This window comes from Allocoleopsis franciscana PCC 7113 (assembly GCF_000317515.1).
In the GTDB taxonomy this organism is placed as follows: Bacteria; Cyanobacteriota; Cyanobacteriia; order Cyanobacteriales; family Coleofasciculaceae; genus Allocoleopsis; species Allocoleopsis franciscana.
On the sequence record NC_019738.1, the window covers coordinates 6,090,054 to 6,105,314 of the forward strand.

12 protein-coding genes and 1 pseudogene are annotated in these 15,261 nt (G+C 46.3%); 8 read left to right on the top strand and 5 right to left on the bottom strand.

Annotated features, from left to right (window positions below):
* The first annotated feature begins 16 nt into the window (after positions 1-16).
* Positions 17-1,549 carry a GH1 family beta-glucosidase gene (locus tag MIC7113_RS24960; protein WP_015184982.1) on the top strand — a complete coding sequence of 511 codons (1,533 nt, stop codon included), beginning with the start codon at positions 17-19 and terminating at the stop codon, positions 1,547-1,549.
* Positions 1,550-1,756: 207 nt separating this feature from the next.
* Positions 1,757-1,948, top strand: coding sequence for a hypothetical protein (locus MIC7113_RS24965; RefSeq protein WP_015184983.1), 192 nt, complete (start codon positions 1,757-1,759; stop codon positions 1,946-1,948).
* A gap of 96 nt (positions 1,949-2,044) precedes the next feature.
* On the opposite strand, the gene MIC7113_RS24970 is transcribed toward MIC7113_RS24965, so the two are convergent.
* A complete protein-coding gene (locus MIC7113_RS24970) occupies positions 2,045-2,665 on the bottom strand; it encodes a hypothetical protein (RefSeq protein WP_015184984.1) in 621 nt (206 codons plus the stop codon).
* A gap of 251 nt (positions 2,666-2,916) precedes the next feature.
* Complete coding sequence (arfB, locus tag MIC7113_RS24975; RefSeq protein ID WP_015184985.1) at positions 2,917-3,333, bottom strand: alternative ribosome rescue aminoacyl-tRNA hydrolase ArfB; 417 nt, start codon at positions 3,331-3,333, stop codon at positions 2,917-2,919.
* Between the two features lie 110 nt (positions 3,334-3,443).
* On the opposite strand from arfB, the gene MIC7113_RS24980 reads away from it, so the two are divergent.
* The gene (locus MIC7113_RS24980; RefSeq protein ID WP_015184986.1) at positions 3,444-5,189 is read left to right on the top strand and encodes an ABC transporter ATP-binding protein/permease; all 1,746 of its coding nucleotides are present in this window, start codon (positions 3,444-3,446) and stop codon (positions 5,187-5,189) included.
* 96 nt (positions 5,190-5,285) lie between these two features.
* Here MIC7113_RS24980 and MIC7113_RS24985 read toward each other — a convergent pair whose 3' ends face one another.
* The 3 genes from MIC7113_RS24985 to MIC7113_RS24995 all read right to left on the bottom strand — a co-directional run bounded on the left by MIC7113_RS24985 (position 5,286) and on the right by MIC7113_RS24995 (position 7,857).
* Complete coding sequence (locus tag MIC7113_RS24985) at positions 5,286-5,765, bottom strand: cupin domain-containing protein (protein WP_015184987.1); 480 nt, start codon at positions 5,763-5,765, stop codon at positions 5,286-5,288.
* An 82-nt stretch (positions 5,766-5,847) separates the two neighbouring features.
* Positions 5,848-6,513, bottom strand: a complete 666-nt coding sequence (locus MIC7113_RS24990) for an SDR family oxidoreductase (protein WP_015184988.1) — start codon at positions 6,511-6,513, stop codon at positions 5,848-5,850.
* 219 nt (positions 6,514-6,732) lie between these two features.
* Positions 6,733-7,857: a THUMP domain-containing class I SAM-dependent RNA methyltransferase gene (locus tag MIC7113_RS24995; RefSeq protein ID WP_015184989.1), complete on the bottom strand. Its 1,125-nt coding sequence runs from the start codon at positions 7,855-7,857 to the stop codon at positions 6,733-6,735.
* A 127-nt stretch (positions 7,858-7,984) separates the two neighbouring features.
* Between MIC7113_RS24995 and purT the strand changes: the two genes are divergently transcribed.
* The 5 genes and pseudogenes from purT to MIC7113_RS25020 all read left to right on the top strand — a co-directional run bounded on the left by purT (position 7,985) and on the right by MIC7113_RS25020 (position 15,248).
* The gene (gene purT, locus MIC7113_RS25000) at positions 7,985-9,160 is read left to right on the top strand and encodes a formate-dependent phosphoribosylglycinamide formyltransferase (RefSeq protein WP_015184990.1); all 1,176 of its coding nucleotides are present in this window, start codon (positions 7,985-7,987) and stop codon (positions 9,158-9,160) included.
* A gap of 283 nt (positions 9,161-9,443) precedes the next feature.
* Positions 9,444-9,626 carry a hypothetical protein gene (locus tag MIC7113_RS25005; RefSeq protein ID WP_015184991.1) on the top strand — a complete coding sequence of 61 codons (183 nt, stop codon included), beginning with the start codon at positions 9,444-9,446 and terminating at the stop codon, positions 9,624-9,626.
* Between the two features lie 346 nt (positions 9,627-9,972).
* Positions 9,973-10,872, top strand: a complete 900-nt coding sequence (locus MIC7113_RS25010) for an alpha/beta fold hydrolase (protein ID WP_041780214.1) — start codon at positions 9,973-9,975, stop codon at positions 10,870-10,872.
* Positions 10,873-11,113: 241 nt separating this feature from the next.
* Positions 11,114-12,518 (top strand): annotated as a pseudogene (locus MIC7113_RS25015) (IS1634 family transposase).
* 354 nt (positions 12,519-12,872) lie between these two features.
* On the top strand, positions 12,873-15,248 hold the full coding sequence (locus MIC7113_RS25020) for a PhoX family protein (RefSeq protein ID WP_015184993.1): 2,376 nt from the start codon (positions 12,873-12,875) through the stop codon (positions 15,246-15,248).
* The last annotated feature ends 13 nt before the right edge of the window (positions 15,249-15,261 follow it).

A 15,261-nucleotide genomic window follows, 5' to 3' on the forward strand; every position in this document is an offset into this window, starting at 1 on the left:
ATAAATAGCCAAGTACATGTCCATCAATCGTCGTGCTTTTTTAGGGTGGGCGGGTGTCGGTGCAGCAGCAAGTTCTCTAGGAATGGCATTTGCCAACCGTCTTACGCAGCCACCTCGCATCGCCAGCGCCGACTCACCCATTTCAGACCTTGAGGAACAAACCTTTAGAGGTTCTCTCAACAGCTACAAATTCCCCAAGGATTTCTTCTGGGGCGTTGCCACCTCTGCCTTTCAGATTGAGGGGGCTGTCAACGAAGGCGGTCGCAAACCCAGTGTATGGGATACCTTCAGTGCTATCCCCGGACGGATTAAAGATGGTAGTTCGCCTGCTGTAGCCTGCGACCACTATCATCGGTACAAAGACGACATCAAGTTAATGGCACAACTGGGCGTCAAGGATTATCGCTTCAGCATCGCTTGGCCTCGCATTATTCCCGATGGTCGAGGAAAAGTGAATGAAGAGGGCGTCGATTTCTACAAACGTCTGCTTGATGAGTTAAACAAATACGGCATTACACCCCACGCCACGTTATTCCATTGGGACTCGCCGCAAGCACTGGAGGACAAGTACGGTTCTTGGCGCAGTCGGGAGATGGCATCCGACTTTGCGGACTATGCTACCGCCATCGTCACTCGATTGGGCGATCGCATCACCCACTGGATGACCTTGAACGAAATCTCCCAATTCACTCATCTCGCTTACGGTGTAGACAGCCAACCCAACAACGCCCCTGGCACCCGCGTTAGCTCCAAAAAAGAAGTATGGCAAACCTCTCACCACGCCTTACTAGCTCATGGACTCGGCTGTCAAGCCATCCGCGCAGCCTCGCCTAAACCCTGTGCGATCGCGCTAGTCCTCGACATTGGCTCAACTGTTCCCCTCACCGAATCAGCCGCCGATATTGCAGCCGCGCAAAAAGCATTTCATACTTATTGGTTCAATGGGGGCATCATTTTTCCTGCCCTCACAGGTGCCTACAGTCCCATCATGCTAAAAGAATTGGGCGCGGATGCACCCGATATTCAGGACGGCGACCTCAAGACGATTCACCAACCCCTCGATGACTTTGGGATTAATCTGTATACGGGGAAATATGCCCGTGCCGCTAACAATCCACAAGGCTACGAACTCCTCGACTTCCCTAAAAGCTATCCCAAGATGCAGGCAACCTGGATTAAGTTCATTCCTGAGAGCCTGTATTGGGCGATTCGTCATGTGAGCGACACATTAGGGCGTCAGGATTTGCCCTTGTTCGTGAGTGAAAATGGCTGTATTACCCAAGACGAATTAAACGAAAGTGGCGAGGTGATTGATAGTGATCGCATCTTATATCTGCGGCAGTACTTGAGGGCAGCTCATCGAGCCATCCAAGAAAAGTATCCTCTTAAGGGTTACTTCCTCTGGAGTTTAATGGATAACTTTGAGTGGAGTCGGGGTTACAGTGATCGCTTTGGTATTGTCTACACCGATTACAAGACGCAAAAACGTATTCCCAAAGCCAGCTTTAATTGGTATGCCGAGTGCATTCGTCAGAACCGGGTGGTCTAAAATCCAACATTTTCTAGTCGGTCTTTCGTACCATTTACAGCAGCTTAACCACTGTTCTTTGGAGCCGGGGGTACTTACTCGTTGTCTTCGAGCGCAAATAGCGATCGCAACAAAAGACGGAATCTAAGTCTCAGGATAGGGTAATCGCCTCAATCACTAAGTCTAAGCTGAGGTGTGTTTAGATACGTGATATAGAGGTAAAAACTCATGGGTAGTGGACATGCTAGCCATAAAGGCAATTCGGTAAAAACAAATACAAACGCCAACAATCGCATTGATACGGCGGCTGACTTGTCAGTACAGCCAGAGGATTTACTGGCTGAAGGGACTGCTGTCCTCAGAGCTGAAGAAGCGCCTGAGAATCAGCAGGCTACCCAACGCCCACAGAATAAGGAATAATCATCCTTAAAAATGTTCAGGGGTGGGCTTTGCTCACCCTAGATCCTTTTCTTGAGACGCCGAAAGCTTACCCATAGTTCTACTTCAGCTAAAAAATTAGGCGCTCTCTTCGGCAGTGTGCTTCGCAACCATCGTTTCTGATAGTTCCTTCCAGCGATCGCTCCACAGGCGTTGCATGGCTTCCGTCACGTCAAGTAAATCGGTAAATTCCTGGCTTTGTCGCTGAAGTTCTGGGGCTAAATGCTTGAGTCCGGCACAATCGTGACAACAGCGCAATATTCGTTCCCAGGCCGAATACCACTCCCTCCCCGCCTGCTGATGGGCGCGAAAGGGTTGCAGGCGTTCGTCCTCTTCCCGAAGGAGTTGGGCTTGTTTTGCCCAAGCGTCGCGCCAAGGTTGCACAGCTTGAGACATTTCATTTTCGTCGTACCAGTCTCGTTCAGTACGCAAGATTTCACCTAAACGATCCAAATCGGGGCGGTTAGTGCAGCGAAAGATGGTCGTCAATCCTTGGTCGATCCACAGGGGTAAGCTGCGATAACTAATGAATTTGGCACGGGATTCCACTAATTTGACCCAGATTTGGTGTTTCCAGCACTCGATATGCTCAATTTGCTGGAGGGGAATTTTCAGGAAGGTGGCAACTTGCTGCCGGATTTGGTCGAGAGGGATTTGCCGAGGGTCAATGACCCCAGCCGTAATCAGGTTTTGGGACATGGAAGGTAAAGCACTCCTGTTTTGGGTAGATGTGTAGTAGCCCAAAATCTAAGACGCCCCATTTTAGTTGCCATAAAAAGTCGGGGTGCGTCGAGGAATGTTACCATTTCATCTAGCTTCCAGACTGGTTGTTGCAGTTTGGGGGTTAGCCGCTCTTAGCTGGTGCCAACAGCTTTGAGTGGCGCAAAGATTTTTAGGGTTTCAGTGTGAATAGGATTACCTTAGCAGATTGAGTGTTTTTTGCTCAAGGGTCAATCATCCGTCACCTTGCCCCGCATTGTCTTAAGTTGCGATCGCTTCGTTTTGCTATCCAGACGTTTCCTCTGAGAACTCCGAGTCGGCTTACTTGGTTTACGCGGTTTAGGGAGTGCGATCGCATTTTTAATCAAGTCTTGCAGTCGTTGCAACGCCTCTTCCCGATTCTGCTCCTGGCTGCGGTGCTCTTGAGCCTTGATGACGATGACCCCATCTTTGGTCAGGCGCTGGTCGGAAAGCTTTAACAGGCGCTCTTTGTAGCGTTCGGGCAGCGATGAAGCCACGATGTCAAAGCGCAGGTGAATGGCAGTTGCCACCTTATTCACGTTTTGCCCCCCTGCACCTTGAGAGCGTACTGCACTCATCTCAATCTCATACTCTGGAATGCTCACTGTATTAGAAATTTGTAGCATAATTTAACAATTACCCAGAGATGAGTTGTATCAGTATTTAAGTACATTTTGCTCTGATTCAGCTCTATCTATTATCTCCTGGCAGACCAAGTTGTAACGGAAACAAGCCGATGGATCGATTGAACTTCAATGTAGTCCAGCAGTTCTGGACGATCGCCAAGTCCTATTGGTCAGGGGATGAGAAATGGCAAGCCAGAGGATTACTGCTGGGAGTCGTGCTGTTTCTGCTAGCGTATACGGGGTTGAGTGTCGTACTCAACAACAAGCGAGGGGTGTTGATTTCAGCCCTTTCAGTCAAGGATGAAGCCCGTTTCTGGGAAACTGTGATCATTTTCATCGCTGTACTGGTGATCTATGCACCTCTATTAGCAGGCTATACCTATCTGCGCGATCGCCTTAGTTTGCAATGGCGGAAATGGCTCACCCATCGATTCGTAGATAACTACTTTCACAACCGAGCCTATTACAATCTGCATATCTCAGACACCGACATTGATAACCCAGATCAGCGGATTGCGGAGGATGTTCGCAGTTTTACTCAGGAATCTCTTACCTTTTTACTGGTGTTAGTGGAGTCGGTGCTGTCGGTGATTGCTTTCAGCAGTGTGCTCTGGGGCATTTCTAAACCCCTAGTATTTTTCCTGGTGTTGTATGCCCTGATTGGAACTCTGGTTACAAGTTTCGTGTTTGGTAAGCCGCTTGTCCGACTCAACTTTGAACAACTGAAGAAGGAAGCGAATCTCCGCTTTAGCTTGGTACGAGTTCGGGAGAATGCGGAAGCGATCGCTTTTTACCGAGGGGAGGAACAGGAGTCAAATCAGGTCAAGCACCGATTTTTGGATGTGTTTGAGAATGTCAAACGGCTGCTGGTTTGGGAATTGAACTTAAATGTTCTGACGAATGCTTATGAGTTCATCCCCTTCGTCCTGCCTGCCTTGGTTGTCGCACCCGCGATTTTTGCAGGAGTTATGGAGGTAGGTAAAGTTTCTGAAGCACAGGGCGCTTTTGTCCGAGTCTTTTTCTCGCTCAATGTTGTGGTTGCCCGCTTCCAGCAATTAACCACGTTTGGCGCTGGAATTAATCGTCTCTATACCTTTGCTCAGTTTTTAGAACAGACAGAGGCAACCCAGGCATCTGATGAGCAACAGCCAAGGATTGTGACAATTGAGGCAGATCGGCTGGCAGTCGAACACCTAAGTCTGCAAACTCCCAACTATCAACGGACGTTGGTGGAAGATTTGTCGGTTGAGTTAGCTGCTGGACAGGGGCTTTTGGTGATGGGGCCGAGTGGCTGTGGAAAGAGTTCACTGCTAAGAGCGATCGCAGGATTGTGGAATTCTGGCACGGGTGCGATCGTTCGTCCTGAATCCGACCAGATTCTATTTTTGCCGCAGCGTCCATATATGGTGCTTGGTACTTTGCGCGATCAACTGCTTTATCCCAACACCCACCTTGAGGTTGAGGATGAACAATTGAAGCAAGTTCTGGAGCAGGTGAATTTAGCGGGTTTAGATGAACGGTTTGGGGGTTTGGATGCCGAACAGGATTGGGCAGATGTCCTCTCGTTGGGGGAACAACAACGGTTGACTTTCGCTCGGTTGCTGCTGAATCAACCCAACTACGTCATTTTAGATGAAGCGACGAGTGCGTTAGATTTGGGGAACGAGGAGCGGTTATATCAACATTTGCGGGAGAAAGGGACTACTTTTTTGAGTGTGGGGCATCGCTCTACGTTAGCCAATTACCATCAGTCTTTGCTGGAATTATCACAGGATAAGACATGGCAGATTAAACAACCTCTGGCTCTTGTCGAAGAACAACCGGAATACCCGCAAGGGACTCAAGTCCCTTGCTAATAGCTCAAGTCCACGCTTTGTGGACTAAAACTCTTATTCAGTCGTATGCCAGACGAATGCGAGCTATGGAGAACTGGGAACGGTGGGGGCAGCCGTTTAGTACGGGGTGCCGTCTTTGTGAGCAAATTTCCACAAGCCATTCTCCAGCAGGGCTTTGAGGTCATCATCGGGATAGCTTCCTTCATCTCCCGGTGTTCTGTCCCCGATTTCGAGGTACAGGACATCCTCCTCTGTTTCGTTGATCAGATGGTGTCCGTTGCCAGTGCCAGCCTTGAAGCCCGCACACATGCCCGGAGAGAGTTGTGTACGACCTTCATCCGTGTGTAGGGTTGGATGCCCCTGCAAGATGTAGATGAACTCATCTTGTTTGGTGTGGGCGTGACGCAGGGCGGAAACCCCGTTGGGAGACAATCGTGTGAGGTTGACGCCAAAGTTCGTGAGGCCAAACAGGTCACCAAGTGGGCGCTTTTCTCTGCCCACCATGCGCGACGCGAATGGTTCAGGATAGTTCGAGGGCTTGGTTCTTGGCGGTGCGTCCGAGGCATTGATGGCGATCGATATTGCTTTTTCTGACATGAATTAGCCTGATATATGGACTTGGGGTGCGACTGCCAAGACAAGGATAATTCTCTGCAATTCTTGAATCAGGGACAGGGACTTACCACGGCAGCACTTCTCCATTAGCGTGCCAAAAAGTCCCTGTATTCTCCAGCGTCAACTCATCAATCCGCTTCAACAACCCCTGCACCGACTCCTCCGGCGTAATACCACCCGATGTAAAATTCGTCATGCGGGTTTGAACTAACCCAGGATGCAGAATTGCCACGGCAATCTCACGGGGTTTGAGATCGAGGGATAGCGACTTCCCTGCCATCGACAACGCCACTTTAGACATCCGGTAGCCATAAGAACTGCCAGAGGTATTATCTGCAATTGAACCCATCCGACTCGTCATCAGCGCAATCTTGGAACCCGCTTTCAGGTTGGGAAGCAGTGCATGAGTTACCCGCAAGGCACCGAGAGTATTAACCTCAAACTGTTCTCGAATACTGTCAAAATTCAAGTCTTCCAGCGTGACGCGCTTTACTATTCCAGCATTATTAATTAGGACATCGATCGCACTATCACCCAAGCGATCGCATAAATCTGCAACCGAAGCATCCGAGGTAATATCAATCCCCTCCTCAACCCGCACTCCTAACTGCTTCAATTCCTCAGAAGCAGTGCGACAAACTGCAATTACCGTATCTCCCCGTTCTTTGAGTTGACGGCAGTATTCGTAACCAATCCCGCGATTTGTCCCTGTAATCAGATAAGTTGCCATCAGATTGCCTCAGTTTCGTAACCAATCCCGCGATTTGTCCCTGTAATCAGATAAGTTGCCATCAGATTGCCTCAGTTCCGTATTCGATTTCTTTGGGTACTTTATCAATTTTTCCTGATGCAGCCATAACGATGACGGATAAAGGAAAAGTAGATGCACCCTGATACTACCCCCAGCGTTCGCGTTGGGGGTTTCTTATTGAAGCTGCAAAAAGCTGAATTAATACATTTCGTATTTCAACAAAGTGCAGGGTATGGAACCGTTATAAACAGGAATACGACGAGCCGCTTTCAATCCTACCCGCTTTGCCAATTCCTTATTTCCCGTTAAAACAAACGCTGTCCAACCTTTAAAACGTTGCTTGAAAACATCACCCAATAACTTATAAAAATCACCGAGTTCTGCCGCATCTCCCAGGCGTTCTCCATAGGGCGGATTGCAAATAATCACACCACTATCGGCTGGCGCTTCTATGTCTTTGAGGTCAGTTTGAGTAAACTTCACCTGGTCTGAAATACGACATTGTCGTGCATTAATTCGAGCTTGATCGAGAATATCAGGGTCTTTATCGCTCCCTATAATTGGTGCTTTGAGTTGAGGAATTTGACTTTCTTCCGCCTCATCCAGCAACCGCGTCCAAAGTTGTTCGTCAAAATCATGCCATTTCTCAAAAGCAAACTCAGGACGAAACAATCCGGGGGCAATATTTAAAGCTTTTAAACTGGCTTCTAACGGTAACGTTCCAGAACCACACAATGGGTCTAAAAATGGCAAATTTGGCTCCCATTCAGCCATATCTAAAAGTGCGGCGGCTAAGGTTTCTTTCAGAGGTGCAAGTCCCATTGCCGGACGATACCCCCGGCGATGTAAACTAGCACCGGAACTATCTAAACTTAAAATACAACGGTCTTGATAGATATGGACGTTAATCAGTAAATCAGGATTTTCGGTATCAACGCTAGACCGTTGACCAAATTGGTGACGTTGTTGGTCGATAATTGCATTTTTAACTTGTAAAGCCGTGAAGTGGGTGTGATTCAGTTGGCGATTGCCTCCTGTGGCATTCACAGCTAAAGTGTTGTGAGGCTGGATGTATTGCTGCCAATTGATTTTTTGCACCTCTGTGTAAAGGCGAGCGGCATTGGAACAGGGGAATTCTCGCAGGGTAACGAGTACCCGAAAAACAGTTCTCGCCCAGAGGTTTACTTGGTAGAGTAAGGTGCGATCTCCGCTAAAATGTACCCCAGTAAAATCAGGACGAACCTCTTTTGCACCCAAGCGTTCCAATTCTTGGGCAGTAATTGACTCTAAGCCACGAGCAACTGTAGCAAAATATTGGCTCATTCGCCTCCCTTGTTGTGATTAGGCTACCCTTCAAATCCTATGAATATTCTCAGTTATTTTTAATAATTCGCCCTTATTCAGTTTTACAATAAATGGGCGTAGTTTTTAATTTTAACGGAAATCAGTCATGTCCGATTCTCTAAAACTTCCTAAAAAAATTATGCTTCTCGGCTCAGGCGAACTGGGCAAAGAATTTGTAATTGCGGCTCAACGGCTGGGTAATTATATCATTGCTGTTGACCGCTATGAGAATGCGCCAGCTATGCAAGTGGCGGATTGCTCAGAAGTCATCTCTATGCTAAGTGCAGATGATTTAGAACGAGTTGTTACTAAACATCAGCCTGATTTCATTATCCCAGAAATTGAGGCGATCAGAACTGAAAAACTATTAGAATTTGAGCAGCGAGGAATTACTGTAATTCCTACAGCAATGGCAACCAATTATACGATGAATCGTGACCGAATTCGAGAATTAGCTCATCAACAGTTAGGCATCCGAACCGCTAACTATGCTTATGCGACTAGCTTAGATGAGTTTATTCAGGTTTCTCAAACAATTGGTTTTCCGAATGTGGTAAAACCTGTGATGTCTTCCTCTGGAAAAGGGCAGTCAGTGGTTAACTCTTGTGAGGAAGTAGAACAGGCTTGGAATTACGCGATCGCAGGCTCTAGGGGAGATACCCAAAAGATTATTGTTGAAGAGTTTATTAACTTCGAGCTAGAAATTACCTTATTAACCATTAAGCAGTGGAATGCACCAACAATTTTTTGCCCAGCGATTGGACATCGTCAAGAACGAGGGGATTATCAAGAATCATGGCAACCAACGGCAATTTCTGAACAACAGGTAAAAGAAGCAGAGGCGATCGCCCAAAAAGTGACTGATGCTTTAGGCGGTGCTGGAATTTTTGGTGTGGAATTTTTTGTTACTAAAGATGAAGTGATTTTTTCCGAACTTTCCCCTCGACCTCATGATACGGGAATGGTAACTTTAATTTCGCAAAATCTGAATGAATTTGAACTTCATTTGAGAGCAATTTTAGGATTGCCAATCCCTAAAATAGAACAACTGGGCGCTTCGGCAAGTGCTGTTATTTTAGCTCAAGATAATTCCGATTCAATCTTTTTTGCCGGGGTTGCAGAAGCCTTATCTGAACCCGATGTGGATTTGAGATTATTTGGCAAACCCGATTCACGTCCTTTCCGGAGGATGGGTGTCGCTTTGGCGAAAGGAAACAATGTTCAGGAAGCGAGAGAGAAAGCGAACAGAGCCGTTAGCCAAATTAAAATTTTGAGTGAATAGCGATTAGCTTGTTTGGTACGATCGCTCTATTCCGATTAGTGTTGTATACGGCTTGCCACTTGTAAAGGTTATAACTGAGACAAAGCATGTCACAGCCTACGCTCAGGAACGCCGCTTCCTTTAGCATAACGTTCCACCCCTTGCCAGCTTAGGTGTAGGAGGTAACGGATAAATTTGACATTTATGTTTAAAATACTACTAATGAAACAAGTTGTTGCAGGAAAGTCATTAATTCCTGATTTTTAACGACTTTTAAAGACAACAAGTCAACAGGAAGACTCAAATGGAAGATTCTCTGATTGATTATAGTGGCGAACAGTTAGCCTTCATTCTTTCTCTTGCGCTATTTCTGGGTTTAGTGTTAACGGTTGGATTCGTAACGCGCAACTTAGAAAATGCGATCATTTTTACTATCTTAGCCAGTACTCCATTATTGTTGTGGTCTGTTATGTCGCACCTTCCTTAGTTTTAGGATTTAAGTCAAAATAAATATTAGCTGGCATCAAATTGTTGAGCCTTTAAGAGAGCGAGTTAGGTTTCAGCATTTTGCTGACGTGATAGGCATCCTGTCCGTCCAAGGTATCCAATGCTTTATGCTGATTAGTTTAGGCTTTTTAAAAGCGTCTGCGGCAGAGTGAGTCTGGTGTATAGCGGTTCTCAAATAAGTGGAGTACACTCAACTTCTGCCCTCTGCCTTCTGCCTTAAAGCCAACTACGTTGTACCTCACCAAATAGAGAAACGCTATAGTCCCAGATTTTCAGTTTGCGGATGATGAGGTACCTTGAGTTTATTGGTGTCTATTCCTAAATTGATGTCTACTGGTTTTCTCCCCTCCGAAATTGCTCAGTTAACCGAATCTACTTCTATTGCTCTTGCTCAAAGTATTGAGCAAATTACGATTACAACCCCTCTGAGTGAACAGCCCATTTTAACAACTTATGTGCGTCAGGGGAGCGGCGGCACTCCCATTGTGTTGTTACATGGCTTTGATAGTTCGTTGTTTGAGTTTCGGCGTCTATTACCTTTGTTGGCGGCTGAGAATGAGACATGGATTGTTGACTTGTTGGGCTTTGGTTTTACGGAACGCTTGGCAGGTATTCCCTTTAGTCCGGCGGCTATTAAAACCCATCTCTACTACTTTTGGAAAACACTGATTAGTCAGCCCATGATTTTGGTGGGTGCTTCGATGGGAGGAGCTGCTGCTATTGATTTTACGCTCTCTTATCCGCAATTGGTTAAGCAGTTAGTTTTAATTGATAGTGCTGGATATAAAGCTCCTCCAAATATTGGCAAGTTGATGTTTCCACCCTTTAGTTCTTTGGCAACAAAATTTTTAAGTAGCCCAAAAGTTCGGCAACAAATTAGTACCAAGGCTTACTTCAATAAAAGCTTGGCTTCATTAGACGCCCAATTGTGTGCCGCATTACATCTCAAATCACAAGGTTGGCAAGACGCTTTGATTGCTTTTACGAAGAGTGGGGGTTATAGCTCTTTCGGAGAGAAACTTTCACAAATTAAACAGCCAACCCTAATTTTATGGGGAGACTCCGATCGCATTTTAGGGACAGCTGATGCGTATAAGTTTCAAGATGCGATCGCCCATTCTAAACTGATTTGGCTGGAAAATTGCGGACATGTTCCTCACCTTGAACAGCCCCAGATGACAGCACAGCATATCCTAGAATTTCGGGATGAGCCGAGCAACATCTGAAATGCTCAACTTGACATGAAGTTTTTCCCTTAACCAAAGCTTACTTGCTGTTTAACTCTTGGTTGTTAGCCTAACTAGCGCACTTCTAGTTACAACGGAAGTTCCCCCGTACAGATGAACTACAAAAGGAGAAAAAGCTTGAGTGACGGGAACTAGAGCCATTTACTCCCAGAAAGCCGTACCCATGTTTTTAAGAATTTTTTAAGATTTTGGCGGGGAGATTTCTGGGACAATAGTAGCCATGTATATTGAACGAGTCCCTAACAGAAATTCACCCCCCGCTGTCCTCCTACGAGAGTCCTATCGTGAAGGGGGTAAAATCCGTAAAAGAACTTTAGCTAACCTGTCAAAATTACCGGATACTGTCATTGATAACTTGAGAATAGTGCTCAAAGGCGGCGCAGCTATTGAAAATCTCTCCGAATCATTCTCTGTAGAAAGAAGTCTACCTCATGGTCATGTAGCTGCGGTTTTAGGAACAATCAAAAAACTGTCTTTGCACCATCTAATCTCACCCTCAAATTCGAGAAAACGAGCTCTAGTTTTGGCGATGATCGTGGCGCGTCTCCTTGACCCTCGTTCCAAGTTAGCCACAGCGAGAGGATTGCACAGCGAAACGTGCAATTCATCGTTAAGTGAACTGTTGGGCTTAGAAAAAGCCGATGAGGATGAATTGTATGAAGCAATGGATTGGCTGGTATCCAAACAAGAATTAATCGAAAATGAGTTAGCCCTAAGACATCTATCCGAAGGAGCTTCGGAAACTTCTTGAACAAGAAGCTGTTCAACTCTCATTATTTGATGAAACTGACTTAGTAGAATTTTCTTGTTCTGATTACCCCAGTGAGCGGCTAATTGCTTGTCGCAACCCGATGCTTGCTCAAGAAAAGTCTTTGACTAGAATTGCTTTATTACAGGCGACACAGCAGGAACTCAATAAGATTGTTATCGCCACTTCACGAGATAAACGCGCCCTCAAAGGAGCCGACCAGATTGGACTGAGAGTGGGGCGAGTTCTCAATGCTACATGTGTGGGGAAATACTTTAATATTGCCATCACTGAGACAAGTTTTTCTTACTCATTGAATGAAGCGGCTATCGCCAATGATTCGGCTTTGGATGGAGTCTATATTATTCGGACTTCAGTCAAACCGGAGACTTTAGATGCGGCTCAAACGGTGAGAACCTATAAAAGCCTTTCTACTGTCGAACAAGCTTTCCGCAGTTATAAAACTATCGATTTGAAAGTACGTCCAATTTATCACCGTTTAGAACAGCGCGTCAAAGCTCACGTCTTCTTGTGTATGCTGGCTTATTATGTGGAGTGGCACATGAGGAAAGCTTTAGCTCCACTGCTGTTTGACGATGAAAAAGTCACAGTTGAACCGGAGGGAAAAAGTTCAATTGTTGCTCCATCTAAGCGTTCAAAGAAAGCCCGCGCTAAGGCAGCGACTAAAAAGACACCTGAAAAGCTTCCTGTCCATAGTTTTCGGACTTTAATGACTGATTTAGCAACGATTGTCAAAAATAAATTCCAGTCTAGTGGTCTGGAGACTTCTCTAATGTTTGAGAAAATTACTCAACCGACTCCACTCCAACAAAAAGCGTTAGATTTGTTAGAAGTTTCCTTAATTTGTACCCAGTAACAGCCGAGGAGTTGAGTCTCTCCCTCTCTCACAGCATAGGTTGTAGTTTTTTGTCAAAGGGGAACTTCCGTTACAACAACCAAGCTCATGAATTTTTATAGCTGTCGCCATCAAGGTTAGGACTTTCGTGAACGACTCAAACAAGCACGTACTAGTAATAAACATAAAAGCCCTCTGCCTCCTCGTATGAGCTCCGGTGCCTTTTGCTATATTGACAGTTAAACTTAAGATTACCCCTTCTTAATTTTGTGAGACTAGGATTTTAAAATTGTTTGAAACTCATCTTTTTTTATTTTTTCCTGCCATGATGTTTCAAGATTGTAATTCTTGCGAGCTTAAACAAGAGAGAATTCGATGTCCAATTTGACTCGGAGACAGCTCCTTATTTTTTTTGGAGCTAGTGCTGGTGCTGCTGTATTATCTCCTGCGTTCAAAGATAAAATTTTCGGTAGCCATCTTAATGTTGCCGAAGCGGTTCAGCCTCTGAAAATTACCCCCGTCCGTTTACCCCATCCTCTACCCATTTACCAACAGCAGGCAAGTTACCTGCCAACAGCAATTGAGCAGGGAACGGTATTAAATCCATCCAGCGATACTCGATTAGGTCAATACAATGTCTTAGATGACGTTGTCGTGCCTCCGGAATATGAACGTTATGTAATTGTGCGCTGGGGCGATCGCGTTTTCCCGAATCAAGAAGAATACTTTGGCTACAACTGCGACTATACCGGCTTTGTTCCTGTTAATGGAAACAACTCCAATGATGGCTATCTTTGGGTCAATCATGAATATATTTCCTACCCCTTTTCTGCACTCGCCCGATGGCAGCCCGATGATGTTGCTGGATTTCCTGAAAGCTACCCCTTGGTGATTGGGCAAACCTTACCGAATGACAAAACAAATATCCAAGTTTTAGGCGAATTTTATTATAATCAGGGCGGCTCCATTGTTCGCATCTCCCGCTCAGGCCAAGGTGGAAAGTTTGCCGTTGTCAGCGATTCCAAGAATCGACGGATACATGGACTCTCCGGTTTAGGGATTAACAGCCAACGTTCTGATCAATATAAGAACATCATCTCTTGGGGTTCCAAAAGCTATCAGAAAGGAGACCAAAACTATCTAATCGGTACCGGCCCCGCCGCAACTCAAGTCTTTACCAAATCTGCCGATGGATTGGGCAATAAAATTATTGGCACGGCTTACAACTGTTCGGGTGGGACAACGCCTTGGGGAAGAATTTTGTCTGCTGAAGAGAACTTCCAAGGCAGTGTAACGGAAGCTGTAAAGCCTGATGGCACTCAGACCGAGTATACCACCGGGACTTCAGGAGAAAAGTTTGGCTTAGTCGGGGAAAAATACGGTTGGATGGTAGAAATTGACCCCGCAGATCCCAATTACCGCCCTCACAAACACACCGCCTTGGGTCGTTTTCGCCATGAAAACATTGCCCTGCGAGTGGAAGCTAGGAAAAAATTAATTGCTTACATGGGTGATGATCGACGAGGGGGACATACTTGGAAATTTGTCAGTAAAGGTACTGTTTCTTCCCCCACCGACAAAAACAACAGTGCCTTATTTGAAGACGGAACGCTCTACGTTGCTCGCTACAACTCCGATGGTGCAGGCCGGTGGATTCCCCTCTCGTTAAATACGCGAACCGATCCCATTCCACCTTCGGTGATTGGCTCAAAAGAAATTACCGCCTTGGGTAAGGCGACGGAGAATGCTCTCTTGTCACTCCCCAAGCGTAACGGTATCGCTGGACAAACCTCTGATGGGGGTTCATTCAACGTCGATATCACCAACGAAGCCACCGCTTTACCCAGTTACAAAGGCAAGAAGCTGTCCGATTTTTACACCAACCAAGGGGCAGTGTTAGTGGATGCTTTCTTAGCGGCTAATCTCGTGGGGGGAACACCGACGGCTCGTCCTGAGGATATTGAAATCCATCCCCGCACCCAGGAAGTATTCATCGCCTACACTGATGGTGAGCCTAGTAGCGATGGCTACCCCGATTCTCGAATCTTTGTGGTATCTAAGTACAGCAGTGATGTTAACGCCCCACAGCCATCGGGAGAACTGTTCAAGATTATTGAAAATAGTCCAGATGGCACAGGGACGACTTTCCGATGGCAGCGACTGGCTAAAGGTGGGGAAGCCGGAGCCGAATCCGGAGATGGTTTTGCCAATGTGGATAACCTAGTATTTGACAGCCAAGGTCATCTCTGGGCTGTGACTGATATGTCTACTGGGGTGCACAATGGCTTCAGTACCGGAGCTAATCCCAGCCCAATACTGATAGACCATCGAGTCGTGGGCACTACATCTACAGTTAGTACCGATTCTAATTTAAATGTTCAGACATCTAACTTGGCGGGAGTTTTTGGCAATAACTGGCTATTCTTGATTCCCACCCGTGGGCCGGATGCCGGAAAAATTGTACCTTTTGCTTATGGGCCACCCCGTTGCGAGATGACGGGGCCAACCTTCATTGGGGATACCCTGATCCTATCGGTGCAGCATCCCGGTGAAGATTGTCCGTTCAACCCTCAGCAAACCCTGAGCCGCACGATCGAGATGCTGAATTTGGATGGCTCTGTGTTTAATCAAACCCGCACGGTGCCTCATGGGAGTAATTGGCCGAGTAATATCGAGGGCAATCCTCAAGGCGCACCACGTCCTTCAGTGATTGGTATTCGCCGCAAGGACTCGAAAGGTCGGTTTGTTTAAGTTAGGGTGATTG

What these genes read in the sequence shown, in the direction of transcription:
- MIC7113_RS24965 (WP_015184983.1), top strand. Translation starts at nt 1,757, where the DNA reads ATGGGTAGTGGACATGCTAGCCATAAAGGCAATTCGGTAAAAACAAAT.
- MIC7113_RS25005 (WP_015184991.1), top strand. Translation starts at nt 9,444, where the DNA reads ATGGAAGATTCTCTGATTGATTATAGTGGCGAACAGTTAGCCTTCATT.
- MIC7113_RS24985 (WP_015184987.1), bottom strand. Translation starts at nt 5,765, where the DNA reads ATGTCAGAAAAAGCAATATCGATCGCCATCAATGCCTCGGACGCACCG.
- purT (WP_015184990.1), top strand. Translation starts at nt 7,985, where the DNA reads ATGTCCGATTCTCTAAAACTTCCTAAAAAAATTATGCTTCTCGGCTCA.
- MIC7113_RS24980 (WP_015184986.1), top strand. Translation starts at nt 3,444, where the DNA reads ATGGATCGATTGAACTTCAATGTAGTCCAGCAGTTCTGGACGATCGCC.
- MIC7113_RS25020 (WP_015184993.1), top strand. Translation starts at nt 12,873, where the DNA reads ATGTCCAATTTGACTCGGAGACAGCTCCTTATTTTTTTTGGAGCTAGT.
- MIC7113_RS24970 (WP_015184984.1), bottom strand. Translation starts at nt 2,665, where the DNA reads ATGTCCCAAAACCTGATTACGGCTGGGGTCATTGACCCTCGGCAAATC.
- MIC7113_RS24990 (WP_015184988.1), bottom strand. Translation starts at nt 6,513, where the DNA reads ATGGCAACTTATCTGATTACAGGGACAAATCGCGGGATTGGTTACGAA.
- MIC7113_RS24995 (WP_015184989.1), bottom strand. Translation starts at nt 7,857, where the DNA reads ATGAGCCAATATTTTGCTACAGTTGCTCGTGGCTTAGAGTCAATTACT.
- MIC7113_RS25010 (WP_041780214.1), top strand. Translation starts at nt 9,973, where the DNA reads ATGTCTACTGGTTTTCTCCCCTCCGAAATTGCTCAGTTAACCGAATCT.
- arfB (WP_015184985.1), bottom strand. Translation starts at nt 3,333, where the DNA reads ATGCTACAAATTTCTAATACAGTGAGCATTCCAGAGTATGAGATTGAG.
- MIC7113_RS24960 (WP_015184982.1), top strand. Translation starts at nt 17, where the DNA reads ATGTCCATCAATCGTCGTGCTTTTTTAGGGTGGGCGGGTGTCGGTGCA.